The organism is Aquamicrobium zhengzhouense, from assembly GCF_016124105.1.
Taxonomy (GTDB): domain Bacteria; phylum Pseudomonadota; class Alphaproteobacteria; order Rhizobiales; family Rhizobiaceae; genus Aerobium; species Aerobium zhengzhouense.
On sequence record NZ_JADGMQ010000007.1, the window covers coordinates 98,355 to 122,673 of the forward strand.

27 protein-coding genes are annotated in these 24,319 nt (G+C 59.6%); 17 read left to right on the forward strand and 10 right to left on the reverse strand.

Going from position 1 to position 24,319, the window contains the following annotated elements; all coding sequences use genetic code 11:
• Positions 1-73 precede the first annotated feature (73 nt).
• Entirely contained in the window at positions 74-991 is a 918-nt protein-coding gene (locus tag IOD40_RS11490; RefSeq protein WP_198476677.1) for a LysR family transcriptional regulator, read from the forward strand.
• 6 nt (positions 992-997) lie between these two features.
• Here IOD40_RS11490 and IOD40_RS11495 read toward each other — a convergent pair whose 3' ends face one another.
• From IOD40_RS11495 to IOD40_RS11510, 4 genes are all read right to left on the reverse strand, one after another.
• Positions 998-1,750 (reverse strand): ABC transporter ATP-binding protein, encoded by a 753-nt coding sequence (locus IOD40_RS11495; RefSeq protein ID WP_198476678.1) that lies wholly within the window; start codon positions 1,748-1,750, stop codon positions 998-1,000.
• Positions 1,710-2,480: an ABC transporter permease gene (locus tag IOD40_RS11500; RefSeq protein WP_407649192.1), complete on the reverse strand. Its 771-nt coding sequence runs from the start codon at positions 2,478-2,480 to the stop codon at positions 1,710-1,712. Before IOD40_RS11500 ends, IOD40_RS11495 begins: the two co-directional genes overlap by 41 nt.
• A 2-nt stretch (positions 2,481-2,482) precedes the next feature.
• Entirely contained in the window at positions 2,483-3,466 is a 984-nt protein-coding gene (locus tag IOD40_RS11505) for an ABC transporter substrate-binding protein (RefSeq protein ID WP_198476679.1), read from the reverse strand.
• A 173-nt stretch (positions 3,467-3,639) separates the two neighbouring features.
• Positions 3,640-4,083: a GFA family protein gene (locus IOD40_RS11510; RefSeq protein ID WP_198476680.1), complete on the reverse strand. Its 444-nt coding sequence runs from the start codon at positions 4,081-4,083 to the stop codon at positions 3,640-3,642.
• Between the two features lie 225 nt (positions 4,084-4,308).
• On the opposite strand from IOD40_RS11510, the gene IOD40_RS11515 reads away from it, so the two are divergent.
• The 3 genes from IOD40_RS11515 (at position 4,309) to IOD40_RS11525 (ending at position 8,261) form a co-directional block, all read left to right on the forward strand.
• Entirely contained in the window at positions 4,309-4,686 is a 378-nt protein-coding gene (locus IOD40_RS11515) for a c-type cytochrome (RefSeq protein ID WP_233713950.1), read from the forward strand.
• A 144-nt stretch (positions 4,687-4,830) separates the two neighbouring features.
• A complete protein-coding gene (locus tag IOD40_RS11520; protein WP_210336874.1) occupies positions 4,831-5,994 on the forward strand; it encodes an FIST signal transduction protein in 1,164 nt (387 codons plus the stop codon).
• A complete protein-coding gene (locus IOD40_RS11525; protein ID WP_210336875.1) occupies positions 5,994-8,261 on the forward strand; it encodes a hybrid sensor histidine kinase/response regulator in 2,268 nt (755 codons plus the stop codon). The genes IOD40_RS11520 and IOD40_RS11525 overlap by 1 nt, the downstream gene beginning before the upstream one ends.
• Positions 8,262-8,268: 7 nt before the next feature.
• Here IOD40_RS11525 and IOD40_RS11530 read toward each other — a convergent pair whose 3' ends face one another.
• Complete coding sequence (locus IOD40_RS11530; RefSeq protein ID WP_325099723.1) at positions 8,269-8,910, reverse strand: response regulator transcription factor; 642 nt, start codon at positions 8,908-8,910, stop codon at positions 8,269-8,271.
• Positions 8,911-9,049: 139 nt separating this feature from the next.
• Between IOD40_RS11530 and IOD40_RS19865 the strand changes: the two genes are divergently transcribed.
• The 10 genes from IOD40_RS19865 (at position 9,050) to IOD40_RS11575 (ending at position 17,522) form a co-directional block, all read left to right on the forward strand.
• Positions 9,050-9,247, forward strand: a complete 198-nt coding sequence (locus IOD40_RS19865; RefSeq protein WP_210336876.1) for a hypothetical protein — start codon at positions 9,050-9,052, stop codon at positions 9,245-9,247.
• 3 nt (positions 9,248-9,250) lie between these two features.
• On the forward strand, positions 9,251-11,068 hold the full coding sequence (locus IOD40_RS11535; RefSeq protein WP_198476683.1) for a PQQ-dependent dehydrogenase, methanol/ethanol family: 1,818 nt from the start codon (positions 9,251-9,253) through the stop codon (positions 11,066-11,068).
• Positions 11,069-11,153: 85 nt separating this feature from the next.
• Positions 11,154-11,615 carry a c-type cytochrome gene (locus tag IOD40_RS11540; protein WP_198476684.1) on the forward strand — a complete coding sequence of 154 codons (462 nt, stop codon included), beginning with the start codon at positions 11,154-11,156 and terminating at the stop codon, positions 11,613-11,615.
• Positions 11,616-11,689: 74 nt separating this feature from the next.
• Positions 11,690-12,538 (forward strand): quinoprotein dehydrogenase-associated putative ABC transporter substrate-binding protein, encoded by an 849-nt coding sequence (locus IOD40_RS11545; protein WP_198476685.1) that lies wholly within the window; start codon positions 11,690-11,692, stop codon positions 12,536-12,538.
• A gap of 11 nt (positions 12,539-12,549) precedes the next feature.
• The gene (locus IOD40_RS11550) at positions 12,550-13,173 is read left to right on the forward strand and encodes a hypothetical protein (RefSeq protein ID WP_198476686.1); all 624 of its coding nucleotides are present in this window, start codon (positions 12,550-12,552) and stop codon (positions 13,171-13,173) included.
• Positions 13,174-13,236: 63 nt separating this feature from the next.
• Positions 13,237-13,674 (forward strand): cupredoxin domain-containing protein, encoded by a 438-nt coding sequence (locus tag IOD40_RS11555; protein WP_198476687.1) that lies wholly within the window; start codon positions 13,237-13,239, stop codon positions 13,672-13,674.
• A gap of 62 nt (positions 13,675-13,736) precedes the next feature.
• Positions 13,737-14,969, forward strand: coding sequence for an ABC transporter substrate-binding protein (locus IOD40_RS11560; RefSeq protein WP_198476688.1), 1,233 nt, complete (start codon positions 13,737-13,739; stop codon positions 14,967-14,969).
• 23 nt (positions 14,970-14,992) lie between these two features.
• Positions 14,993-15,970 carry a PQQ-dependent catabolism-associated beta-propeller protein gene (locus IOD40_RS11565; RefSeq protein ID WP_198476689.1) on the forward strand — a complete coding sequence of 326 codons (978 nt, stop codon included), beginning with the start codon at positions 14,993-14,995 and terminating at the stop codon, positions 15,968-15,970.
• Positions 15,967-16,716, forward strand: a complete 750-nt coding sequence (locus IOD40_RS11570; RefSeq protein WP_198476690.1) for an ABC transporter ATP-binding protein — start codon at positions 15,967-15,969, stop codon at positions 16,714-16,716. Before IOD40_RS11565 ends, IOD40_RS11570 begins: the two co-directional genes overlap by 4 nt.
• Positions 16,713-17,522, forward strand: coding sequence for an ABC transporter permease (locus tag IOD40_RS11575; RefSeq protein WP_198476691.1), 810 nt, complete (start codon positions 16,713-16,715; stop codon positions 17,520-17,522). The genes IOD40_RS11570 and IOD40_RS11575 overlap by 4 nt, the downstream gene beginning before the upstream one ends.
• Before the next feature lie 5 nt (positions 17,523-17,527).
• On the opposite strand, the gene pqqE is transcribed toward IOD40_RS11575, so the two are convergent.
• The 5 genes from pqqE to pqqA are packed head-to-tail and all read right to left on the reverse strand — an operon-like array spanning position 17,528 to position 20,705.
• A complete protein-coding gene (pqqE, locus tag IOD40_RS11580; protein ID WP_198476692.1) occupies positions 17,528-18,640 on the reverse strand; it encodes a pyrroloquinoline quinone biosynthesis protein PqqE in 1,113 nt (370 codons plus the stop codon).
• A complete protein-coding gene (gene pqqD, locus IOD40_RS11585) occupies positions 18,640-18,924 on the reverse strand; it encodes a pyrroloquinoline quinone biosynthesis peptide chaperone PqqD (RefSeq protein ID WP_233713952.1) in 285 nt (94 codons plus the stop codon). Before pqqD ends, pqqE begins: the two co-directional genes overlap by 1 nt.
• Entirely contained in the window at positions 18,921-19,673 is a 753-nt protein-coding gene (gene pqqC, locus IOD40_RS11590) for a pyrroloquinoline-quinone synthase PqqC (protein WP_198476694.1), read from the reverse strand. The genes pqqD and pqqC overlap by 4 nt, the downstream gene beginning before the upstream one ends.
• Positions 19,670-20,566: a pyrroloquinoline quinone biosynthesis protein PqqB gene (pqqB, locus tag IOD40_RS11595; RefSeq protein WP_198476695.1), complete on the reverse strand. Its 897-nt coding sequence runs from the start codon at positions 20,564-20,566 to the stop codon at positions 19,670-19,672. The genes pqqC and pqqB overlap by 4 nt, the downstream gene beginning before the upstream one ends.
• 49 nt (positions 20,567-20,615) lie before the next feature.
• Entirely contained in the window at positions 20,616-20,705 is a 90-nt protein-coding gene (gene pqqA, locus IOD40_RS11600; RefSeq protein WP_198476696.1) for a pyrroloquinoline quinone precursor peptide PqqA, read from the reverse strand.
• Between the two features lie 238 nt (positions 20,706-20,943).
• On the opposite strand from pqqA, the gene IOD40_RS11605 reads away from it, so the two are divergent.
• The 3 genes from IOD40_RS11605 to IOD40_RS11615 all read left to right on the forward strand — a co-directional run bounded on the left by IOD40_RS11605 (position 20,944) and on the right by IOD40_RS11615 (position 24,306).
• Positions 20,944-21,309 (forward strand): hypothetical protein, encoded by a 366-nt coding sequence (locus IOD40_RS11605; RefSeq protein ID WP_198476697.1) that lies wholly within the window; start codon positions 20,944-20,946, stop codon positions 21,307-21,309.
• A gap of 2 nt (positions 21,310-21,311) precedes the next feature.
• Positions 21,312-21,692, forward strand: a complete 381-nt coding sequence (locus IOD40_RS11610) for a c-type cytochrome (protein WP_210336877.1) — start codon at positions 21,312-21,314, stop codon at positions 21,690-21,692.
• A 292-nt stretch (positions 21,693-21,984) separates the two neighbouring features.
• On the forward strand, positions 21,985-24,306 hold the full coding sequence (locus IOD40_RS11615; protein ID WP_198476699.1) for a glucose/quinate/shikimate family membrane-bound PQQ-dependent dehydrogenase: 2,322 nt from the start codon (positions 21,985-21,987) through the stop codon (positions 24,304-24,306).
• The last annotated feature ends 13 nt before the right edge of the window (positions 24,307-24,319 follow it).

Sequence of the window (24,319 nt, forward strand, 5' to 3'; positions counted from 1 at the left end):
AGATAGTCGTGGTGATCCATCAGGAAAACCTGTAAAAGATCGAAGGATTATATCGAAAATCTGGATGGATTGATTGGACGCAAATCCGACCCTCGACCAGCTTCAGGTCTTTCTGAAGGTGGCGGAAACCGGCAGCTTTTCCTCCGCTGCCCGCGCCCTCAACCGCGCGCAATCAGTGATCAGCTATACGATTGCCAACCTTGAAGCCCAGCTTCAGGTGGAGCTCTTCGACCGCAAGGGTGCGCGCCAGCCAAAGCTGACGCAGGCGGGTGAGGCGCTGCTGACGGATGCACGTCGCCTGATCGCCGACCTTGAAGCGTTGCGGGCAAAGGTGAACAGCATCAAGAGCGGCGTCGAAGCGGAAATCTCGCTCGCCATCAGCGTCATGGTGCCATCCGACGCGGTGGTCGTTACGCTGCGCGCCTTTCGCGAAAGCTTCCCGTCGGTCTCGCTGAATTTGACCGTTGGCGAACTTGGCATGGTGAATGACTGGGTGCGCAATGGCTTGGCGGATGTTGGCTTCAGCGGATCGCTGCTCCTCCAGGACGACCGGGTTTTTTCCGAGAAGATCGGCGAATCCGTCATGGTGCCGGTCGCGGCCGGAGACCATCCGCTGGTAAAGCTCGGACGCCCATTGACGATCAGGGATGTGCGTGAAGAAGTTCAGATTGTCGTGATGGATTCAAGTGGTCTGACCAAAGGCCGCGACTTTAACGTTCATTCCTACAGGACATGGCGCGTCGGCGACATTGCGACCAAGCATCAGCTTATCCGAGGCGGGCTCGGCTGGGGCGGCCTGCCCATCTCCCTCGTTCGTGAGGACCTTTCCTCGGGGCGGCTGGTTGCCCTTGATCTTGATGCGTATAAAGCGGCGGAATATCCGATCTATGTGTTGCGTCGCAACTCTTACGCGCCGGGGCCTGCCACCAGCTGGTTGATCCAAAAACTGCGAAATGAGATTTCAAAGGTTGATGAGGCGTGGGCAGGCTGAGGTCGCCTAGCTCTGGATCGTCTCGGGGTATCTTCTGCTCATCTCCTCGATGAAGGGCGTGATCGCGCTTGCAGTTCGCTGGCTTCGCGGGAGCGGTACGTCCACCTCGGCAATGACGCGAGCCGGCTGCCCGTTCATCAGCAGCAACCGGTCAGCCATCTGCGCGGCCTCGCGGACATTATGCGTGACCATGAGGACCGTCACTTTGTGAGCTTCGCAAAGCTGAAGCAGCTGGTTGCGCAGGCGGCTCGCCGTATGCTCGTCGAGCGAAACGAACGGCTCGTCCAGAAAAAGGATCGACGGCTTCACCGCGAAAGCACGCGCAAGCGCCACCCGCCGCTCCATGCCCAGCGACAGTTCGCCGGGATAGCGCTGCGTGATTGTTTCTAGACCCAGCGTCGTCAAAAGTCCGGTTAGATCGTCAGCCTGCTCCCCCTTTGGCAGAGCAAGGGTGATGTTTTGTTCCACCGTCTGCCAAGGCAGCAGCCTTGGCTCCTGGAACACCGCCGCGATGCGCTTCTCTCCGTTACCAATATTCACCCAGCCCTCGAAATCGCGCTCAAGGCCCATCAGGATGCGCAATGTTGTCGTCTTGCCGATGCCGGACGGGCCGATGAGGCAGGTGAAGGATCCCGCCGCGAGGTTGAATGTGACGTCGCGCAGCACCTCCGTCGTCCGGCCATCGGCTGACGTGAAGGATTTGCTGCTGATCTTGAGGTCAAGCAGGCCGCTTGCGCCAGATGTTAAGACGGTTTTCAAGAGGCTGCACCATTGCGTACTCGATCACGAGCATGACGATCACGAATGCGAAGGCGTATCCAAGGATCGCCGTCACATTGAAGAGTTGGAAATAAAGGTGGATCTGGAAGCCGACGCCGTTCGACCGCCCCAAAAACTCGACCACCAGGACGATCTTCCAGATGAGCGCGAGCCCGGAGCGGCCTGCGGCGGCAAGATAGGGCTGCAATTGCGGCAAGACGACATTCCACGCGACACGAAAGCGGGAAAACCGGAAGACTTGCGCCATCTCCATCAGCTTCGGGTCAAGCGACCTTGCCCCTTCGCGAAGCGTCACGACGACATTCGGGATCTTGTTCAGGGCAACGGCAGTGATGGCGGCTGTCTCGGTCAGGCCGATCCAGATGTAGCAAAGGACGATCATCACCAAGGCTGGCATGTTGATCGTGAGCACTAGCCAGGGGTCAAGCAATTGGTTGGCGCTGCGGCTGCGGCCCATGGCGATGCCAATGGCCGAGCCAATCAACATGGCAATGATGAAGGCAGCGAGAACCCTGGCAAGGGTCGCGCCGAGATGATGAAAAAGCGGTCCGGATGAAGCTTCCGAAACAATGAAGCTTGCAACGGCGAGGGGGCTCGGAACGGTCCTTGAATCCGCCAGAAATGCAGCCAGCGCCCAGATCAACAGGAAGCCGAGGGTCGACAGGACCGGGAGATAAACCCGCGACTGGGACGACAGTTTTGTGCGCACGGTCAGAAGCCGTCGACAAGAACCGTCCAGAACGTTCCAGGTGCCATCGTCTTTGACGGCCCGACCAGCTCCTCGCCACCGAGCTCCGCCAGAAGCGCATAAACCGTAGCGGTGTCCTCGACCTCTTCACTTAGCGGGCGCGTGGGAATGCCCTCGCGAAACCGGTCGCGCAAAGCGGCAAGCTCGGCATCGTTTTCGGCGCCGGTCATCTCGCGCAACTGCTCCCATTCCTCATCGGAGGTTGCGAGGATCTCCTTGGCGTCCCGTGCTGCCTCGAAGAAGGAAATGGCGAGATCCTTGTTGGCGTCCGCCCATTTCTCGTCGAAAACGTAGCCGATGGCCGATATCGGACCTTTCGCGCCGAGAGCGATCGCACCCTCATTGGAGTCGATTATGCGCTTGAAACCGGCCGCTTCAAGCCGCGCGCTGTGATGCCAGTAGTTCAGGATTGCGTCGACTTCCCCTTGCAGTGCTTTTTGCACGAGAAGCGGGGGAGCACCGAACAGCACCTCGTTTTCGCCGCTCAGATCCAGATCGTATTCCCGCTCGGCGAGGCCGCGCAGCAGCAGCCAGCCCTTGTCGAGCGGACCGCCCGCAACGGCAATCTTTTTGCCGCGCAGATCGCCAAGTGCAGCGATGTCGGAATCTGCCGGCACCATGATTGCGCCGACTGATGAGGAGAAGGGCACGAACGTGAAATCCTGGCCTTCGGCACGCTGGCGCGACACCCAGAGCCAATCGGAGACGATCAGGTCAACTTCGCCGGACTGAAGCGCAATGGTCGTCGCCTGGGTGCCAGCCAAGGGAACAATGTCCAGCTCGATGTCATGCTTTTGATCGAGCTTGTTGCGCTGGATCGTATCCAGCTCCCAACTGGCGGTGCCAAATTGAAGTATGCCGATTCGGATGGTTCTTTCAGCCGCGGCAACGGAAGCCGTCATAAGGGCTGTAAGCGCTATGGCCCCAACAAAGAGTTTCAGGCGCATCGTATCCTCCCCTGATCCCGTATCATGCACGAGCCTTTCCGCCACTCTATTTGTGGCAGCTCCTCGGGGGAATAGTACCATTGAAGGATGCTCTGCGCGGGGGCCGACGGATCAAGCGGATGCACCGCTAAAATCTCGTCGGCCCCGTGGTCTTGGCTCGGGAGCGCGTCTTGTCAGGCCGCGACGGGATCGCCGCTGGCGGCCCAGCCCGGATGGCGAGGCAGTCCATCATCCGGAATTGTCACAAGCGGATGCTTCGAATTGACGAACACCCAGCGATCCGGCTTCACGCCAACATCGCTATCTCGATCCAGTGTCGGAACGTGGATCAGCAGGTGATCGGGGAAAGCATCTACATAGAGGAACATGTGACAGCCGCAATCTTGGCAGAAGCGGCGGTGGCAGGTTGGCTTGGTATCATAATTGGCGATCTTGTCTTCGCCCTGGGTAATCGTGAACGCGCTTCGCTCGACCACGGCAATCAGGGCAACGGCGCCACCCGAAATATCGGTGCAGTCCGTGCACAGGCAATAATGAACTTCAGCCGGAGCCTTGTTGTAACTGAAACGAACAGGATTTGTATCGCATCGACATCCGCCTTTGGCCAGTACAGTCATGTCTGATCCCTCCGATCAATCGGTGACGTAACTCATGGACTAGATGGCTACAGCAGGATCATTCCACTGGCCGCGTTCGGGTTAAATTGAACTTACGTCGCATGAGCTCAAAATGTTGGCGTCTCCTCGACTGGCACTTTTGTCGAATTTTGAGTCTTATGAGGATTTGCAAGAACTGCTGTAGCAGGCGGTTATTTGCCGCGAGCTTGGCGACGAGGAGGAATTATGCGCATTCGTACGTTTGTATCCGCTGCAGTGGGGATCATGTTCTTGACCGGCGGAGTGCACGCGGAAGGTGATCCCGCGAAGGGAAAGCGAGCATTCGCGCAGTGTGTCGCCTGCCACAGCATTGACGAGGGCAAGCATCGGGTCGGGCCTTCGCTGCACGCCATCATGGGCAAGCCCGCCGGGGCCGCCGAGGGCTACGATTATTCGCCGGCCATGCGCGATTCAGGGCTGACTTGGGACGATGCAACCATGGCGGAGTTCCTGGCCAAACCCCGCGACAAGATCGCCGGAACGAAGATGGCTTTCGCCGGAATTCGGGATGACAAGCGCATGGCGGATATCATTGCCTATCTTCATACGCTTTCGGCGGATTGACCGGCGGGTCCAGTTCGCTCGCAGGGCTTAATCACGCCGAGGATGACGGGCTGATCCCCCGGCATTCGGGTCTTTCGATCATAGGCGGATGAGCCAGGCGAGCTTCTGAGGGTTGCGATCGCAGTGATGTTGAAAGTAACGGGCATGTCCGATGCAGATGAGGGTACTGCCACCAGACCAGCAGTCCTGGCGCGAGGGTGGTCTGCCGCAAGCGAACCTTCACAGATTTTGAAGGATCTGATGTCGGGCATTGCCGGTTGCGACAATCCCTCGCTCCTGGCCGTCTTCGTCTCATCCCACCTGCCCGCCGACGAGATCGTCAAGCCGCTTGCGGCGGCCTATCCAAACGCCATCCTCGTCGGCTGCACCACAGCGGGAAGCCTTGCCCCCGAGCTTTACCATGCCGAAGGTGCAGTTCTCATCGCTTTCGACAGCGAGGAGTTCAGCTTTGAAACCTGCCTTCTGACAGACCTGCATGAGTTCTCAGCGGTGGATGCGCGTGAAGCGATCGAGAACGCCTATCTTCAGCTATTGCGCAAGAGCGAGCCGGAGCAGGAGAACTTTTTTGCCATGCTCCTCCTCGACGGCCTTGCGCGCCGCGAAGAGCAGGTGGCCGCGAGCGCCTATACGGCACTTGAGGAAGTGCCGATCTTTGGCGCATCGGCGGGCGACAATCTCAACTTCGATGCGACCCAGATCTTTTACCGCGGCGCGGTCCTTGAAGGTGCTGCCCTTGTGGCGATAGGCGCCTCGCGTCGCCGGATCGAGGTCTTCAAGATCGAGCATTTTCGGCCGACCGCGCGTCGGGTGGTGGTAACGTCGGCAGATCCGGAACTGCGCGTAGTTCAGACGCTGGATGCGGAGCCGGCGGCGGAGGAATATGCCCGACTGATCGGCATTCCAGTTTCTGAACTCACCCCCGAGGTTTATGCCGGACATCCGCTTCTCGTGCGAATAGGCGGCGACTACCACATCCGCGCTGTCCAGAAGGTCGATGCGCAGGGAGCGCTGCACTTCTACTGCGCCATCGACACAGGCAGCGTGCTCACCCTGGCCGAGCCCGAGGACATGCGAGACAATCTCATTGAGAACATGGACCGCCTCAACGAGCGGCTGGGCGGACTTGAAGGGGTCGTCTGCTTCGACTGCATCCTCAGACGGCTTGAAGCCGAACGCCGGGGCATCAAGCCCGATCTTCTGGACATATTTGATCGATACGGCATGGTTGGCTTCAGCACCTACGGAGAGCAATTCCAGTTTCTGCACCTCAGCCAGACACTGACCGGCCTAGCGATTGGACGCGCATGATGACCGCGTCATTCGATGGAAGAGACGAATTAGGGTTATCCCAGCAGCTTGAGGCGCTGCAACGCGAGAACCACAAGCTGCGCACCATCCGCGACGCGCTGATGCAACGCGCGGACGGCGAGAACGACCTCGGTCGCGCAGGCTATATGCTGGTGCAGCCCGTCATCGACGTCGAGACCGGCGTGGAGCGGCGCATCAAGAAGCTCGCCCGGGCGGTGAGCGAGGCCAAGATCGCCCGCCGCCAGCTCCAGCAAGCCGTGGATGCGATCGCAGAAGGCTTCATCCTCTACGACGCTGAAGACCGGATCGTCCTGTGCAACCGGCACTACCGGGCCATCTTCCCGGAGCTCGGGCTTCTGCTGCATTCGGGCACACGGTTTGCGGATCTGATCCGCGCAGCCGCGGAAACCGGTGTGATTGCGGAAGCCGTCACAGACCCTGAAGCGTGGATTGCCATGCGCCAGGAACTGCATGGCCGCGAAAATGGCCAGTTCCAGCAGATGCTGAGCGACGGTCGCTGGATCCAGATCAGCGACCGGCGCACCGATGATGGCGGCCATGTAACGACCGTGAGCGACATCACCCACTTCAAGCGGCTGGAGGAAAGCCAGCTTGAAGGGATGAGCGGGCCTGCCGGCCTTCTGGCGCGCACGGTGGCGAGCGTTGCCCACGGCGTTGCGGTGTTTGACCAGCAATCGCGGCTGGTCACCTGGAATTCGCAGGCGGCAACGCTGTTGAAGGTGCCCTATTTCGAGGTGCAGCCCGGCCAGAGCGTTGGCGAGCTTTTGCGAAAGGTCTGGGCGCAGCGCGCTGCCCTGCCGGCCAAGTTGCGTCAGGAAGTCCGCAGCTGGATCAGCGACAAGAACAGCCGCACGCCATTGCGCGTCGAACTGATTTTCCCCGGCGATCGCTGCGTTGTCCTCAACTTCCGCGACATGCCCCATGACGGCTTCGTCGTGACGATGACCGACGTTTCCAAGCAATTGCGCGCCGCGCGCCTCTTGGAACAGAGCAAGGAGCAGCTCGAAATCCACGTCGAGCAGCGGACACAACAGCTGCTCAAGCTGAACGGTGTGCTGCAGGACGAGGTTCGCCGACATCGTGAAACGACGGCGGACCTTGAGCGGATGCGGGCAACGGCGGAAGCGGCGAATCTCAGCAAGACGCGCTTCCTCGCCGCTGCGAGCCACGACCTTCTCCAGCCACTGAACTCCGCACGGCTGTATCTGTCGGCGCTTGAAACGTCGCCCTATGTCGAACCGGGCGGCCGGGAGCTGATCGATAACATCGCCAAGTCGTTTGCTTCGATCGAAACGCTGCTGAATGCGCTGCTCGAGATCTCGAAGATGGACGCCGGCGGCTATCGCACCAAGCTGTCGCTGGTCTCGCTGGGAGATCTCTTCGACACCCTGCAGACCGAATTTTCAGCACAGGCGCGCCAGAAGGGCGTCGAGCTTCGCGTCGTGCCTTCATCGGTATCGATCTATTCCGACACGCGGCTGCTGCGCAGCATCGTTCAGAACCTTCTCAGCAATGCGATCAAATATTCCGACCGGGGAGGGCGGGTTCTCGTCGGCGTGCGCCATCGGAAGGCTGGAATTACCGTCGAGATCATCGACAACGGTCCGGGCATCGCCATTGAAGATCAGGCCGTGGTCTTCGAAGAATTCCGCAGGTTGCGACAGCCAACCGGTGTCCAGCCACCGGGGCTCGGCCTCGGGTTGGCGACGGCCAGGCGGGCTGCCTCATTGCTGGGCTGCAAGCTTTCGGTTCATTCCGCCGTTGGGCGCGGATCAAGGTTCATCCTTTCGGTGCCGTCGGGCCAGCTTCACACGCGCTGGAACGCTCTGGACGGCGCAAATGACGATGCCCCTGTCAGGCTCGCCACCACGCCGGGCGATGATCGTTACATGCTGATTCTGGAGAACGACGAAGCCGTTGCGGGGGCAATGGGCATGCTTTTCGATCAGTGGCGCCACCGCAGTATCGTTGCTCCCTCCTATTCCAGAATGCTCGGTGCTGTCCTCGGGACCGGGATCATGCCGAAGATGATCATCGCCGATCTTCATCTGGATGAAGATGTCGATGGCATCGACGCGGTTGTGCGCCTGCGGAACGATCTGAAGATGGACATACCGGCGGCCCTGGTAACTGCAGAGCAGTCGCGAGAGATTCAGGAGCGCGCCAAGGCCAACAACATCGAGTACTTCTCAAAGCCGCTAAAGCCGGCACAGTTGCGCGCCTATCTCCTTCATCTGGAGCTTTGAGCGGGCCTTACTCTGCGGCGGCGAAGTGCGGCGCGTTGTTGAACATGCCGCCTTGCGCGATCAGCACGGCTTGGGTGCGCGACGATACCTCCAGCTTGCCAAGGATCGCCGAGACATGCGCCTTTACCGTCGATTCGCTGATCGAAAGCTCATAGGCGATCTGCTTGTTGAGCTTGCCTTCGCCAAGCATTGAAAGAACGGTCAGCTGTTGCGGCGTCAGACGACAGATGAGCTTTGGTACCCGGTTACTGTCGTGCGCTGATCCGTCGTCCGGCATTTCCGGGAACGCTGTATCACCAGCCAGCACCTTGCGCACCGCATTGATGACCTCTGCCGCGCTCGCCTTTTTGCTGATGAAGCCCATAGCGCCATAGCCGCGCACGAACTGAACGATCCTTCCGTCTTCCAGGCCGGAAATGACGAGGATGGGCAGCTTCGGAGCCTGCTTACGCAGCTGGGAAAGCCCGTCGAAGCCTTCGACGTCGGGAAGCTTCAGATCCAGAAGGACAAGATCGATGTCTGGCAGCAGCTCGACAGTCTTGAGCGCTTCCGCCGCAGAATGTGCATACATCACCCGGCACGAGAGCGCGTTCGTCAGCGTCGCTTCCAGGGCTGAACAGACAATCGGGTGATCGTCGACAATCAGCACCAACAATGCCCTACCTCCCAATTAACAATGATGTATTCCCCCGTCGTCGATCATATCAATCGAGACGAAACGCGCAACACGAACCGAAATATTTCGGTGCGGGCTATTAAAATCGATTAATGATGCGCCGCAATATAAAATGCTGCGCTGCGAATACATGCGCGACGGGCGGAACGACAGGATCTATGCTCGCGCGTTGTACCAAGGTGCTATCGACAACCACTTCCTGCAGCGTCAGTCTTTCGCCGCGTACACCTTTTTGCGCACGACTTGGCTGGTCCTACGCGCCGACAGCCTCTCCGATCGGCTTCTGAAGGTCAGCGTCTTGGGAGGATGAGAAATGAAATTTTCTACCGTGCTTTCTGCTACGGCAGGATTGCTCGCTGCGACCTGCGCCTATGCAAATGACGGTCTGCTGGAACTGCAGAAAAATCCTGATCTTTGGCCGACGCAGCTCGGCAATTACCAGGGCCAGCGATACAGCGAGCTCGATCAAATCAACAAGGACAACGTCGGTAACCTTCAGGTCGCCTGGCAGTTTTCGACCGGCGTGCTGCGCGGTCACGAAGGCGGCCCGCTCTACATCGGCGATGGCCGCATCTTCATTCATACGCCGTTCCCGAACAAGGTTTTTGCGCTCGATATCGACACCGGGCGCATGCTGTGGAAGTACGAGCCGGATCAGGACCCGCGCGCAATTGCGGTGATGTGCTGTGATACCGTCAACCGCGGTGTCGCCTACGCTGACGGCAAGATCTTCATTGCACAGGCGGCTGGCGAACTCGTTGCGCTCAACGCGGACAATGGCGAGGTTCTCTGGAGCGTTCAGAACGCCGATCACACCATTGGCGAAACCCAGACCATGTCTCCGCTCGTCGTTGGTGACAAGGTCATCGTCGGCATCTCCGGCGGTGAATATGGCGTGCGTGCGCACATGACCGCGTACAACATTGAAACCGGCGAAATGGAATGGCGCGGCTATTCACAGGGCCCGGACTCCGAGGTGCTGCTCGATCCGAACACCACCACGATGATGGGCAAGCCGATTGGCGAAGCCGACAAGGGCGTGTCCACCTGGCCTGAAGGCGAGTGGAAGCTGGGTGGTGGCGCCCCATGGGGCTGGATCACCTATGACCCGGATCTGAACCTGATCTATTATGGGACCGGTAACCCGGGCAGCTGGAACCCGGCGCAGCGCGCGGTCGACGGGAAACCTGCCGACAATCTGTGGTCGATTTCGGTGATGGCCCGTGACGCAGATACCGGCCAGGTCAAGTGGGTCTACCAGAAGGTTCCGTTTGACGAGTGGGACTATGACGGCGTCAACGAAAACGTCCTCGTTGATCTGGAGATCGACGGTGAGCAGCGCAAGGCGCTCCACATCATCGACCGCACCGGCTTCGCATTCCTGATCGATCGTGAAACGGGCGTGCCGATCAAGATCGAGAAGTTTGCTCCGGAGACCAACTGGGCGACGAGCTATGATCTTGAGACCGGTCGTCCGGTGCTTGATCCGAAGTTCAGCACCTTCACTCAGGGCGTAGACGTAAACACCACTGGCATCTGCCCGACCGCGATGGGTGCCAAGAACATGCAGCCATCTTCCTATTCGCAGAAGACGGGTCTGATCTACGCCGGCATCAACCGCATCTGCATGGACTATGAGCCATGGGAAGTCGAATATGTTGCCGGTCAGCCTTACGTCGGCGCGACCCTGGCCATGCATCCGTCTCCGACTGAGTTGGGCGGCCATGGCGGTCTGGGCAGCTTCATTGCCTGGGATCCGGTCGAGATGAAGACCGTCTGGGAGATCGACGAGCCGTTCGCAGTTTGGAGTGGTGCGCTGACCACGGGTGGCGACGTTGCCTTCTACGGAACGCTCGAAGGCTACGTGAAGGCAGTCGACCAGGAAACTGGCAAGGAGCTTTGGAGCTTCAAGACCCCGTCGGGCGTCATCGGCAACGTCAACACGTTCCAGCATGAAGGCCGTCAGTATATCGGCGTTCTCTCGGGCGTCGGAGGCTGGGCAGGTATCGGTCTGGCCGCTGGCCTGACGGAGTCCGACGAAGGTCTCGGCGCGGTTGGCGTCTTCGGGCAGCTGTCCGACTACACCAATCTCGGTGGCGTTCTCACGCTCTTTGCTCTTCCGGAAAGCTAAACCGAAAGCCAGGCAGGCCGCTTCATGCGGCCTGCCTTCGGCCATTTCGTGACACTGCGAACAGTTTTCGATGAAAGCCCAAAGTATGAAAAAAACCGCCCTGTTTGGCGTCGCTATATTCTCAGCGCTGGCCATCGGCATCAATTTCGCCGCTGCTCAGGAAGAAGACAGCGCCGAAAGCAAGTTCAATTACACGGTTGTAGACGGCAAGAAAGTCGATGAGAGCACCCTGACGGGTTACAACATTTATGGCGGCTCATGCATGGCCTGCCACGGCCCGGACGGTCTCGGCTCCAGTTTTGCCCCAAGCCTTGTGAGGGCTGTCCAGCGCCGCACTTTCGAAGATTTTGCGCAGACCATCGCCGGTGGCCGCTCCTTGCAGCCGGGAATGGTGATGCCATCCTTTGGCGAAGACATGCGCGTGATGAGCCACATTGAAGATCTGTGGAACTATCTTGGCGCGCGCGCCGAAGGCGGTCTGGGTCGAGGGCGGCCACGTGCGCTTGACGCCGACAATGGAGAAGCGGCGGCAGACAAGAAGGGCTGATGATCTCGCTGCGGTTCCCTGTCAGCGGGGGGCTCGTTGAGACGAGGAAAATACGGGTAGGAGTTGGCGCTGACATGAGCTTTTTCAGAACGAAAATCTTACTGTGTGGTTTCGCTGCAATTTCGATCGGCATGTTGTCGGCAGCGAGCGCCAACCCGCCCGAGTTGATAGAGCGCGGTGCTTTGCGGGTCTGCGCGGACGGAAACAACCTTCCCTTTTCAAATCAGGCCGGCGAGGGGTTCGAAAACAAGATCGCCGAACTGATGGCTGAAGATCTTGATCTTCCGCTGACTTATGTCTGGGCTCCCCAGGTCATGGGCTTTGTCCGCAATACGCTTGAATTGCGGATCTGCGACGTGATCATCGGCATTGTCGCGGGGTATGGGCTGGTTCAGAACACAAATTCCTACTACCGCTCGACTTACTCCGTCGTGCTCCCTGCAGATTCCACCTTCGAGCCGAACAGCCTCAAGGATGACGGCTTTCGCGGGCTGAGGGTCGGCGTGGTGCATGACACGCCAGCCATGATGCCGCTGCGTAGGTCCGGCGCGAACATCGAGCTCTACCGTGCTCACACAGATACGCGAACCGTCCACCCCGTCCGCGACGCGATCAAGGACGTTGCAGCAGGGGAAACGGATGCCGCGGTGATCTGGGGACCGATCGCCGGTTATTTCGCGGCACGTCAGGATCCGCCTCTCAAGGTCTATTCGATCGCGCCTGCCGAGGCCGGCGATGCGCGTCTGGACTATCGTATCACGATGGGCATCCGGCGAAACGAGCCCCAGTGGAAAGACTGGATCAACGATTTCATCAGCCGGTACCAGAACGAAATCAACGATATTCTACATGAGTATGAAGTGCCGTTGCTCGATGAGCGAGGCAATTTCATTCAGGCCTCCAGCGATGATGGCAAGGGCTAGGGGAGGTTCGAATGAGCATGCGTAATTGGATATTTGCCGGCGTCGCGATCTTCTCGATCGCTGCGCCGGGTGCGGCGCTTGCACAAAGAGCGGCTGGAGGGCCGCCGGATTGGCCATGTGTGCAACGGCTTGTCCCCGAGCTTTCCGCAAGCGCCATCTGGCGGGGCCCGGCAATCGACTCCCTCGACAAGAAGTGGTGGAGCGACAGCGAGATTGGCCCGCTGGTCCGCTTCGCCGTAGCGCGTGCGACCTCGCAGGAAGATGCGCTCGCGCGCGTGTCCGCGTTTGCGCAGCAGATGCCGGAGGAGGAAAAGGATACTCGGCTAACGATGCTGTTTTCCGGCCTCTTCGAGAAGATCAGCACGGAGCGAACGCGCACCATCGACAAGATCAGGAGCTATTCCCGCGGCCAGGTCCGGCAGCTCGAGGCGATCGGCACCATCGTGGACGATCTGGAAGCAGCGCGCAGTGCTGAGGATGCCGAAAAGATCGCCCGGCTTGAGCAGGAGATTTTCTGGGAGAAGCGGCTGTTCGACAGCCGCCAGGCTTCGCTGCGGGCGCTATGTGAACAGCCTTACCTTTTGGAAGAGCGGCTGAGCCGTCTGGTTCGGGCGATGCAGCCTGCCAAGAAGTGATCAAATGCTGGTGGTTTTGATCGGCGCCAGAATTTTTAGAACGAAAGCAACAAGGAGGAATGCATGCGGATTTTCAAAGCAGCGACCTTGGCGGTCGGCCTTTTGGTCAGCGGAGGCATTGCAGCTCAGGCGCAGACCCTTGACCCGGCCTATCACGGCCTTGAACGCCTTGAACCTCTGGTTCTCGGATCGGAAGACAACGACTTCTACATGGAGCCGAAGGAGTACCGGCTCAAGGTCGGTCAGGGTTATCGCTGGGTTCTGAAGGCAGCAGCAGACTTTGAATACGGCGTGGTGGCGCCTGAGTTCTTCCGCAATATCTGGATCCGCAAGATCGAAGTCGGTGATGCCGAGATCAAGACCTCCAGTCTCGATGAGATCGAGTTCGAGGATGAAGGCGAAGCGGAACTGTTCTTCGTTATGGTCCGTCCTGGAACTTACGAGTTCAAGGTACGCGGCATGGAATCGCGCGGCATGGTCGGCAAGATCATCGTCGAATAATTCCAGCTTTGCATTGATGCGTGCGTGCCGCCGAAAGGCGGCGCGGGTGAGGAGCGCGAACCATGTATTTGAACGATTCTCACGAACAGTCGCGAGAACGCCGGTTTTTTTCATCAAATGTCTGCAGCCGACTTGTCGGGACGGCTGCAGGGCTTCTGATGGCGACGGCATTGGCAGCAGCCAACGATCAGGTGCGCATCGGCTTCATCGGGCTTGAACCTGACGGGCAGGAGCCTGTTTCGCTGCTTGATGTCGTTGCGGAAGATGACGGTCTTGCGGGTGCCCGTCTTGCGATCGAGGATAACAACGCGACTGGCACCTTCATGGGCCAGGAGTTCATCCTCGAGGAAAAAATCCTGCCGCGTGATGGCGACGTTGCCGCTGCCGCCGTCGAACTCGTGAACGGTGACGTCAAGTGGATACTGAGCGCGCTGCCACGCGAAAAGCTGAACACGCTTCTCGACGCGGCAGGCGATGCCACGGTGTTCAACGTTGCAGCACCAGATAATGTCCTGCGCAATGAGGAATGCCGGGCGAACCTTTACCACACCGTTGCGAGCCGCCGGATGCTGACGGACGCGCTGGCCCAGTTCCTCATCTACAAGCGGTGGACTCGCTGGGCGCTCGTCGTTGGCAATACGCCAGAGGACGAGCAGGGTGCCGAAGCATTGAAGCAATCTGCCGAGCGTTTCGGAGCCGAGATTGTCAGTGAGAAAAAGTGGCCACACACACCGCTAGCGCGCCGCTCGGAAGGCGGCTTCCATGCGATCCAGCGTGAAGTGCCGGTCTTCCTCCAGGACCTCGAGGATCACGACATCCTTCTGGTGATCGATGAGACCGACTATTTCGGCGAGTACATCCCGCATCAGACATGGGTGCCGCGCCCGGTCGGCGGCACGCAAGGACTGACGGCGGCGGCTTGGCATCGCGCCCATGAATCTTGGGGGGCGGTACAACTTCACCGCCGCTTTGAGCGGCGTGCCAACCGATGGATGTCGCCAGTCGACTATGCGGCATGGGTGGCCGTACGCTCTCTTGGAGAGGCGGCGACACGCGCGGGTTCTGTCGAGGAAGGGCCGATGCTCGACTATCTCAAGGGCGAGAGCTTCCAGCTCGGCGCCTATATGGGTGAACCCGTCACGTTCCGGTCGTGGGATCGCCAGCTACGCCAGCCGATCCTTGTTGCAGGCCCGCGCATGGTTGTCTCTGTGTCCCCACAGGAAGGCTTTTTGCACCCCCGAACGTTGCTGGACACGCTGGGTGATGACGAAGCCGAGACCGGTTGCAAGAACTAATCGATTTTTTGGGAGGATTATTGATGGCCTACAGGTTGAAAACAGCGACGGCCTTGATCGGCGCCCTTGTGTTGGCGATGGCGGTTCCAGCGCATGCGGAGAAGATCTTCGTTTCCAACGAACAGGACAACACTGTCTCGGTCATTGATGGCGACAGCCTTGAGGTGGTTGATACGATCAATGTCAGCCGTCGGCCTCGCGCCATGGCGCTCAGCAACGACAAGAAGTACCTGTTCGTTGCAGGCGGTGATGACGAAGCGGTCGATATGATCGACATTGCGACGCACGAACTGGTGCAGACCCTCAGCTCCGGTCCAGATCCGGAGGTGATCCGCGTCGATCCGAACCGGCCTTACATCTATATCTCCAACGAGGACGATAACATCGTCACCGTCATCGACTATGAAAAGCGCACCCGCGTGACCGAAATTCCGGTCGGGGTCGAGCCGGAAGGCATCGGCATTAGCCCGGACGGGCGCTGGGTCGTCAACACCACCGAGACGACTAACATGGCGCATTTCATCGACACCGAAGAAATGCGTGTGACGCAGAACGTCCTCGTCGATGCCCGTCCGCGTCATGCCGAGTTCAAGCATGATGGCAGCGAGGTCTGGGTCTCCTCCGAGATCGGCGCGACGGTTTCGGTCATCGACATGGACAAGTTCGAGATCAAGCACACGATCAACTTTGACGTGCCTGGCGTGACACGCGAGTCCGTTCAGGCGGTGGGCGTGGAGCTGTCTTCCGACGGCAAGCGCGCCTATGTGGCGCTCGGGCCTTCGAACCGCGTTGCCGTGGTTGATCAGGAAACCTACGAGGTGCTCGACTACGTCCTCGTCGGTCAGCGCGTCTGGCACCTCGCGCTCGATACCGCCGAGAAACGCCTGTTCACGACGAACGGCGTCAGTGGCGACGTGACGGTGATCGATGTTGAGACAAACGAGCCGCAGGTTTCGATCCCGGTCGGCCGCTTCCCGTGGGGGGTGATCGTCGTCGAGTGATCCCAGCGTCCCCAACACCCTCGGCGCTCTGCGTCGAGGGTCTCACATTCAGCTATTCCGGCAAGCCGGTTTTGGAGGATGTGAGCTTCAAGATCGAACCGGGTGAATTCACTGTCTTGCTGGGGCCAAATGGTGCCGGCAAGACGACGCTGTTTTCATTGATCACGCGGCTTTACGACAGCCGTGTCGGCAAAATCAGCATCAATGGCGCGGAAGTACGGGCCGCGCCGGGGGCGGCTTTGTCACGGCTTGGCGTTGTTTTCCAGCAGCCGACCCTCGATCTTGATCTGACTGTCCGGCAAAACCTTCTCTACCACGCGGCCCTGCATGGCCTGTCACGACGCACGGCAGCGGAACGAATGGAGGAGAAGCTGCTTCGCGTCGGAATGCAGGATCAGGTCCGAGCAAGGGTCCGCCAGCTTTCCGGAGGCCAGAGGCGCCGGATCGAGATTGCCCGTGCGCTGTTGCACGAGCCAGCCCTCCTGCTTCTAGATGAGCCGACGGTCGGCCTTGATATTGCGAGCCGCAGGGTTCTGGTGGATCACACACACAGCCTTTGCGAAGAGCAGGGTGTCGCGGTTCTATGGGCAACCCACCTTATTGATGAGGTGGAAGATAGGGATACGGTCATCATCCTTCACCGTGGCAAGATACGCGCCCATGGCGATGTCGCGACGGTCACCGCTGCGGCTGGTTCGGCCTCATTGGGCGGGACTTTTCAAGCTCTGACGGAAGGCAGACAATGAGTGCGGCAGCATATTTGCGATGCTTTCTCGGGATCGTCTATCGCGAGCTACTGCGCTTCGTTCACCAGCGCGGCCGTTTCATTGCGGCGCTCGTGCGGCCTCTCGTCTGGCTGATCGTCTTTGCGGCCGGCTTTCGCATGGCGCTCGGTGTGGCAATCTCGCCGCCCTACAAAACCTACATTCTCTACGAGATTTACATCGTGCCGGGCCTGATCGGTATGATCCAGCTTTTCAACGGCATGCAGAGTTCGCTTTCCATGGTTTATGACCGCGAATTGGGAAGCATGCGCGTTTTGCTGGTCAGTCCGTTACCTCGCTGGTTCCTGCTTTTGAGCCGCCTTGCTGCAAGCACGCTGGTCTCAATCGTGCAGGTCTATGCGTTTCTTTTCCTCGCCTGGGCTTACGGCATCAGGCTGCCCTATGGAAACGCCTTGCTTTTGCTGCCTGCCCTGTTCCTGACCGGCCTGATGCTGGGCTCGATGGGCCTGCTGCTGTCATCCCTGATCAAGCAGCTGGAAAACTTCGCGGGCGTGATGAACTTCGTCATCTTCCCGATGTTCTTCCTGTCGTCCGCGCTCTACCCGATCTGGCGGATCAAGGAAGGATCGCCGCTGCTGGCTCAACTCGCAACGTTCAATCCGTTCACCTATGCGGTCGAGATGATCCGGTTCTCGTTCTACGGCCAAGTGAACGTTCACGCCGTCGCCGTCACACTTGGCGTGACAGCGATACTCCTCGCTCTTGCCATATTGGGTTACAATCCGGCGCGCGGGATGATGGCACGAAAGCGAACGACCGAGGCCTGAACCGTTCAGGCAGGGCTTGTCAGCTTGCGGTAGACCAGTTCGGTTTCTTGCGAGGCCGCATCACGCTCTGCCGCAGCGACCAGATCGAGATGCAGGGGCGATAGCGAGCAGGCAGGGTCGGTCGCCCGCGCATCGCCTGCCAGCGCCATCGCCTGACAGCGGCATCCTCCGAAGTCGACATGCTTGCGCTCGCAGGAGCGGCAGGGCTCCTGCATCCACTCATTTCCGCGAAACGCATTGAAGGACTCGCTCGCCTCCCAGATATCGCGCAAGCTGCGCTCCTGGACGTTCTCGAATACGAGCCCCGGGATCGTATGTGCGGCATGGCACGGCAGAACCGCACCATCCGGCGCAACATTCATGCTGGTTGCGCCCCATCCTCCCATGCAGGCCTTGGGGAAGCGGGCATAATAATCTGCCGGCACATAATCGATGACCAGAATGCCGCGCAGGCGTTCACGCGCGGCGCGAACGATCTCGCCGGCTTGCCGCACCTGCTCGCGTGTCGGCATCAGCGCGCCGCGGTTCTGCTCGGCCCAGCCATGAAACTGCACCGTCGCCACTTCAAGGCGTCGCGCGCCGAGTTGCACGGCAAGTTCAATGGTGTCTTCCAGCCGATCAAGATTCTGCCGGTGCATCACGGCATTGAGCGTCAGCGGTATGTCGAGGCGGGCCACCCATTCGGCAACCGCGAGCTTGCGCGCGAGGCTGTTCTTGTAGCCGGAGAACTTGTCGGCGGTCGCATGGTCCACGCCTTGAATGGAAAGCTGGACGTGATCGAGGCCACGCCGTTTCAATTCACCCAGCCGCTGCTCCGTCAGGCCGACACCCGACGTGATCAGATTGCTGTAGAGCCCATGCTCGCCGGCTGCCGAGACAAGTTCTTCCAGATCACGCCGCGAGGCCGGTTCGCCGCCGGATAGATGAAGGTGCAAGATGCCAAGTTCCGCTGCCTGTCGAAACACATCGACCCAGATCTCGGTCGGCAATTCCGAACTGCGTCCGCTCATTGAAAGCGGGTTCGAGCAATAGGGGCAGGCCAGCGGACAGCGATATGTCAGCTCTGCGAGCATTGCGATTGGAAGCAAGGGTGATGTGTTCTGCGGCACAGCGTTCATCAGACGAACTCCATCAACCGGCGGTCCTCCAGAGAAAGGAAGAAGGCTCGTACGTCCTGCTCAATCTGCTCCCTGGGTGCCGCGAACTTCGCTGCAAGAGCCGAAATCACGTTCTCCAACGATGTCTGGCCGTCAACTTCTGCAAGAATATGCATCGCGATCGCGTCGAGTTCGAGCGCCCGTTCAGGTGCAAGCAGAACCCACCGATCACGAGCCTTGTCAAAATGGGTCCGCACGCCGCTAAGGAGCCTTGGTCGGGCCGATGGCGTGATGGCGGTGGTCATTTTGCCATGCCTTCGCCTGGCCGCCATGCGCCCGGCGGGATGCGGCCTGGCTCGACATAAGCGCTGTGAAGCGCGTCAAGCTGAGCCCATAGAACATCAGTCTTGAAGGTCAGTGCGGCGGCTGCGGCGTCCTGTTTTTCGCGTGTATCCGCATGGTCGAGAACATATTGCAGGCCAAAGGCCACATCTTTTGGTGCCTCAACCAGCCGGTTGCGGAAATAGCTGAGGCTGTTTTCGTCGGCAAAATCGTAGTGCTGGAGCAATCCCTCGATCCGCTCGGAGTGGATCTTGGGCGCAAACAGTTCAGTGAGCGACGACGCGATCGCCTCAAGGAGCGTGCGATCGCGCACAAAGCGGACATAAGCCTCGACCGCAAAGCGCGATGCGGGCAGTGCGCCTTGCATCGAAGCGACATAGTCGCGATCCAGCCCGACGGCTGTTGCGAGGCGCAGCCAGCGCTCAATGCCGCCCGGCGCTTCCTCCGATCCATCGTGATCCTCGATCCGCGAGCGCCAGATGCGGCGCAGGACCGGATCGTCGCAGCGCGACATCAGGGCCGCATCCTTCATCGGGATATGCGCCTGGTAAACGAAGCGGTTCAGCACCCAGGCCTGGACCTGATCGGGAGTGCACTGGCCTGAATGGAGCATATGATGGAAGGGATGCTTGTCGTGATAACGCTCTTCGCCTATTCGCCGCAGCCGCTTTTCGAATTCGTCACGGCTATGCGCCACCCCGCCCCCGGTCATAGCCTTACCTCCATCTGATCGACGGCGACTTCCCAACCTGCCTCGTTCACAGCCCGGAACGCGCCGGAAGCAGGATCAAGGATAGGATTGGTGTTGTTGATGTGCACGTAGATCTTCCGTTTCACGTCAAGGTCCCGGAACGCCTCAAGCGATCCGTCTGGTCCGCCGATCACCATATGTCCCATGCGGGCGCTGGTCTTGGTGCCGACGCCGTTCTCTTTCAATTCGTCCTGTGACCAGAACGAGCCGTCGAAGAAGACGAGTGAGGCACCGCGGACCCGCTCGGCGAGCGCCGGGGTCATCTTCGCGCAGCCCGGAATGTAGAACATCGTTCCGCTATCGCTTTTCAGTTCGACGCCGACTGTCTGCTCGCCCTCGACATCCGTCGCCACCTCACCATCTTCCGCATAGAGCGGCACCTTGCCGGGAACCGGGAACATCACGGCACGCAGGCCTTGAGCCAACTCGAATTCTTCGTTGACCTGAACGGATCTTCGCTCGACAAACTGCGGATCGAGAACCCGGAAGATGGGATTTTCGTCCAGAATGGAGGCTATCCCGGCGGTCAAGTGAAGGCGAAAGGGCTGTTTTTCGCGCAGGATCAGCAGCCCCGCGACGTGATCGAGATCGCCATTCGTCACCAGAACCGACGAGATCGGACTTTCCCGCAACCCGGTCGGGTGCAGGGCAGGGGTTTGATTGATCTGGTCGCGGATGTCAGGTGAGGCGTTGAGGATCGCCCAATGGCGACCATCGCCGGTCACGGCAATCGAGGACTGCGACCGCGGAACAAACCCAGGAAGTTTCTGGCGGACAGCGCAGCAGTTGCGGCAACCGCAATTCCATTGCGGAAAGCCGCCGCCCGCTGCCGCGCCAAGCACGACAGCGCGCATTGGATACGTGTTTTCTCAGGCGTAAAATTAAGTCGTTGCGTTCACGCTGTTAGAACAGCGGATCCTCTTCGGCAGGAACGTAACGGCAAATTTCCATGCCGCATGCATATTCTGCAATTTTGGGTGCGGACCAAGCCATGACAATCTCCTCCACAGCTGTTCAGCTCATCTACGAGCGGCGGTGAGCATACTCACCATAGGTCTCATTAGTGGGCGCGGGCGGTGCACGGTCAACACTCCTTGCGTAATACTTTGGTGCCAGAGGCAGTCTAAAACGTTGTTTCAACACGGTGTTGGTGCCAATCTTTCGCGACGCGAAGGAGGATGCCTCTCGAGACTTTCTTGGGGCAGTTTGCCAGCGGGAGGAGATTGGCTTGATGAGAGACTGGCTTCGACGCCATGCGACGCTTGTTGCCATTGCCGGATTTCTCGGCGTTGCCTCGGGAACCCCAGGGGCCATGGCCGCTACCAATGACTACCCAACGGTAGCGCGCGTCGACTATGTCGTTGCCTGCATGGCGGTGAACGGCAAAGACTATCTGGTGATGCAGAAATGCTCCTGCAGCCTGGATTACATCGCCGAGCGCATCCCTTACGAGACCTATGAGCGGATCGAGACCATCATGCGGATGAGGGAAGGGCGAGGGGAACTTGCCTTGATGTTCCGCACCTCGCGCGCGCTTGAGGACGAAGTGCAGTCTTTCCGTCGCGCGCAGGTTGAAGCCGATCTTCAGTGCTTCTGATCATGCCGCGCATCCTACTGGCTTTATCTGCCAGCGCACTTTTTCTTGCCGCGGTTTTGCCTGCGCAAAGCGATCCGGCGCAGATACGCGCCGGTGAACGCGTTTTTCGCAATCAATGCCTCGGCTGCCACTCGATAAAAGAAAATGATCACCGCGCCGGGCCGACGCTGCATCAGCTTTTTGGCCGGCAGTCAGGCTCTATGGAGGGTTTCGATTACTCTCCCGCCATGCGTGAGGCCGGCATTGAATGGTCGCCGGAAACCCTCGATGTCTTCCTGGCCGCGCCGAAAGAAACGGTGCCGGGCACCAAGATGGTCTTTTGGGGGCTTGATGAGCGCCAACGCGGACGCGTCATTGCCTATCTGCAAAGTCAGCAAGACTGACGGATACATTTACTCCGCGAAAATTTGCGCCGTCTACATCCTTAAGTTGGATCAGGCGGGAACAAAGCCGCCGGCTCAAAGGTTAAGCCTCGAACCACGCATCGAGGCGGCCTGACATGTCTTCCAGAACCGCAGTTTGGTTAGTCGCAATCGCTGTCGTCGCCCTTGCGATCTTTTTCTTCACGTCTGACGGAGGAAACCCGGACCGCCCGGGGGCGCCTTCGCCACATGCCATCGACCAAGACCAATGACGGCCGCGCGTTTGCGCGTCACCGCTGCAACGGGAAATGACATGGCCATCAAAATCACAATCGGACTTCTCTTCCTCCTCGGTATCGCTCTGGTCGGGGGAGGGATCTGGCTGGTGCTGCTTGGGGGCAGCCTCTTCTATCTGATCGCCGGCTTGGTGATGCTGGTGGTGGCCGGTCTGTTATATCGACGGCGCGAGATGGCCCTCTTGCTCTACGCCGTGTTCGTGATTGGCGCGTTGGCCTGGGCGGTGTGGGAAGTCGGGTTTGACTGGTGGCAGCTTGCGCCGCGTGGCGGCATCATTGTCCTTCTCGGCCTATGGCTGCTGACGCCCTGGGTCCGGCGGCCTCTGGCCTCTCCAGGCGCTGGCGCCATGCCGACTGTGGCGCTTGGCGTCGCGATGCTGCTTGCGGTTGCGGTCGCCGCCTATTCGATGCTCTCCGACACAATCGGCATTAAGGGCCAATTGCCCGAGGAGCGTGTTGCCGAGGCGGGAAATGACAATTCGGTCCCCGCTGGCGAATGGCATCAATATGGCCGCACTGCGCTGGGCCAGCGCTATTCGCCGCTCGACCAGATCAATGTCGAGAATGTCGGAAGTCTTCAAGTCGCGTGGCAATACCAGACGGGCGACGTGAAGCTGCCAGAAGATGTCGGTGAAACTACCTATCAGGTCACGCCGCTCAAGATCGACAACACGCTCTACCTCTGCACCCCGCACAACTGGGCCATTGCGCTCGACGCAACCACCGGCGAAGAGAAGTGGAAGTTCGACCCGAATGCGGGCCTCAATCCTGACCGCCAGCACCAGACCTGCCGCGGCGTGACCTATTGGGACGATCCGGCAACCGGGCCCGAGACAGAGTGCGGGCGCCGGGTCTATCTTCCAACATCGGACGCCAGGCTAATCGCGCTCGATGCGGAAACCGGTGAAGTCTGCACGAGCTTTGCCGACAATGGCGAACTGCATCTGGAACAGGGGATGCGGTACAATCCGGCTGGCTATTATTATTCGACCTCGCCACCCGTCATTACAGCGGGAAAAATCATCATCGGCGGGGCCGTGAATGACAATTACTCGACGCAGTCGCAGTCCGGCGTCATCCGCGCCTTTGATGTGCGCACCGGCGAACTCCTCTGGAACTGGGATTCTGGCAATCCGGACAAGACCGAGCCGATAGGCGAGGGGGAATTCTACACGACCAACTCGCCAAACAGCTGGTCGATCTTCAGCTATGACCCGGATCTTGGCCTCGTCTACATACCCCTCGGCAATCAGGTGCCGGATCAGCTTGGCATGGGCCGCAGCGAACATGTCGAACGCTATTCCTCTTCGATAGTCGCGCTCGATATCGAAACCGGACAAGTGCGGTGGGTGATGCAGACGGTGCATCATGACCTTTGGGATATGGACGTGCCGGCACAACCGGTGCTGGTCGATCTGACGCTTGATGAGGGCACGGTACCTGCTCTGGTCGGGCCAACCAAGCAGGGCGACATTTACGTTCTCGACCGTCGAACCGGCGATCCTATCATCCCGGTTCGTGAGGTCCCGGCACCGACCGGCGCGATTCCTGAAGATTTCACCGCGCCGACCCAGCCGGTCTCGGACCTTTCATTCGAGCCTCCGGCGATGCGCGAACAGGACATGTGGGGGCTGACCCTCTTTGACCAGCTTGCCTGCCGGATCCAGTTCCATCGCTATCGCTATGAGGGGCGTTACACGCCGCCATCACTGGAAGGCACGATCGTCTATCCCGGCAATTTCGGCACCTTCAATTGGGGAAGCGTGGCGGTAGACCCGGAGCGGCAGATCATGTTCGGCATGCCGACTTATCTCGCCTTCACCTCGACGCTGGTGCCGCGTGACCAGATACCGCCGAAGGGCGAAGATGAGAAGGCGAGCGAGCAGGGGCTGAACCGCAATGAAGGCGCGCCCTATGGCGTCTTTATGGGGCCGTTCCTCGGCCCCCTCGGTATCCCGTGTCAGGCTCCCCCATGGGGCTATGTCAGCGGTGTTGATCTGCGAACGGGCGAGATTGCCTACAAGCATCGCAACGGCACCGTTTATGACATGACGCCGCTTCCGCTGCCCTTCAAGCTCGGCGTACCAGGCATTGGCGGACCGATCATCACCCGGGGCGGCGTGGCATTCCTGGCGGCGGCGGTTGACAATTACCTTCGCGCCTACAATGTCACGAACGGTGAGCAGCTGTGGCAAGCGAGACTACCCGCCGGCGGGCAGGCGACGCCGATGAGCTACACCGGCGAGGACGGCAAACAATATGTCCTGATCGTCGCCGGTGGACACGGCTCGATCGGCACCAAGGCGGGCGACTACGTGATCGCTTATACGCTTCCGTAGCTGCCCGGTGGCA

Coding starts and splice junctions, on each gene's coding strand:
- IOD40_RS19865 (WP_210336876.1), top strand. CDS start 9,050: ATGCTGCGCTGCGAATACATGCGCGACGGGCGGAACGACAGGATCTAT.
- IOD40_RS11525 (WP_210336875.1), top strand. CDS start 5,994: ATGACCGCGTCATTCGATGGAAGAGACGAATTAGGGTTATCCCAGCAG.
- pqqA (WP_198476696.1), bottom strand. CDS start 20,705: ATGGCTTGGTCCGCACCCAAAATTGCAGAATATGCATGCGGCATGGAA.
- IOD40_RS11555 (WP_198476687.1), top strand. CDS start 13,237: ATGCGGATTTTCAAAGCAGCGACCTTGGCGGTCGGCCTTTTGGTCAGC.
- IOD40_RS11550 (WP_198476686.1), top strand. CDS start 12,550: ATGAGCATGCGTAATTGGATATTTGCCGGCGTCGCGATCTTCTCGATC.
- IOD40_RS11560 (WP_198476688.1), top strand. CDS start 13,737: ATGTATTTGAACGATTCTCACGAACAGTCGCGAGAACGCCGGTTTTTT.
- IOD40_RS11545 (WP_198476685.1), top strand. CDS start 11,690: ATGAGCTTTTTCAGAACGAAAATCTTACTGTGTGGTTTCGCTGCAATT.
- IOD40_RS11615 (WP_198476699.1), top strand. CDS start 21,985: ATGGCCATCAAAATCACAATCGGACTTCTCTTCCTCCTCGGTATCGCT.
- IOD40_RS11510 (WP_198476680.1), bottom strand. CDS start 4,083: ATGACTGTACTGGCCAAAGGCGGATGTCGATGCGATACAAATCCTGTT.
- IOD40_RS11565 (WP_198476689.1), top strand. CDS start 14,993: ATGGCCTACAGGTTGAAAACAGCGACGGCCTTGATCGGCGCCCTTGTG.
- pqqE (WP_198476692.1), bottom strand. CDS start 18,640: ATGAACGCTGTGCCGCAGAACACATCACCCTTGCTTCCAATCGCAATG.
- IOD40_RS11575 (WP_198476691.1), top strand. CDS start 16,713: ATGAGTGCGGCAGCATATTTGCGATGCTTTCTCGGGATCGTCTATCGC.
- IOD40_RS11610 (WP_210336877.1), top strand. CDS start 21,312: ATGCCGCGCATCCTACTGGCTTTATCTGCCAGCGCACTTTTTCTTGCC.
- pqqC (WP_198476694.1), bottom strand. CDS start 19,673: ATGACCGGGGGCGGGGTGGCGCATAGCCGTGACGAATTCGAAAAGCGG.
- IOD40_RS11540 (WP_198476684.1), top strand. CDS start 11,154: ATGAAAAAAACCGCCCTGTTTGGCGTCGCTATATTCTCAGCGCTGGCC.
- IOD40_RS11535 (WP_198476683.1), top strand. CDS start 9,251: ATGAAATTTTCTACCGTGCTTTCTGCTACGGCAGGATTGCTCGCTGCG.
- IOD40_RS11515 (WP_233713950.1), top strand. CDS start 4,309: ATGCGCATTCGTACGTTTGTATCCGCTGCAGTGGGGATCATGTTCTTG.
- IOD40_RS11520 (WP_210336874.1), top strand. CDS start 4,831: ATGTCCGATGCAGATGAGGGTACTGCCACCAGACCAGCAGTCCTGGCG.
- pqqB (WP_198476695.1), bottom strand. CDS start 20,566: ATGCGCGCTGTCGTGCTTGGCGCGGCAGCGGGCGGCGGCTTTCCGCAA.
- IOD40_RS11505 (WP_198476679.1), bottom strand. CDS start 3,466: ATGCGCCTGAAACTCTTTGTTGGGGCCATAGCGCTTACAGCCCTTATG.
- pqqD (WP_233713952.1), bottom strand. CDS start 18,924: ATGACCACCGCCATCACGCCATCGGCCCGACCAAGGCTCCTTAGCGGC.
- IOD40_RS11605 (WP_198476697.1), top strand. CDS start 20,944: ATGAGAGACTGGCTTCGACGCCATGCGACGCTTGTTGCCATTGCCGGA.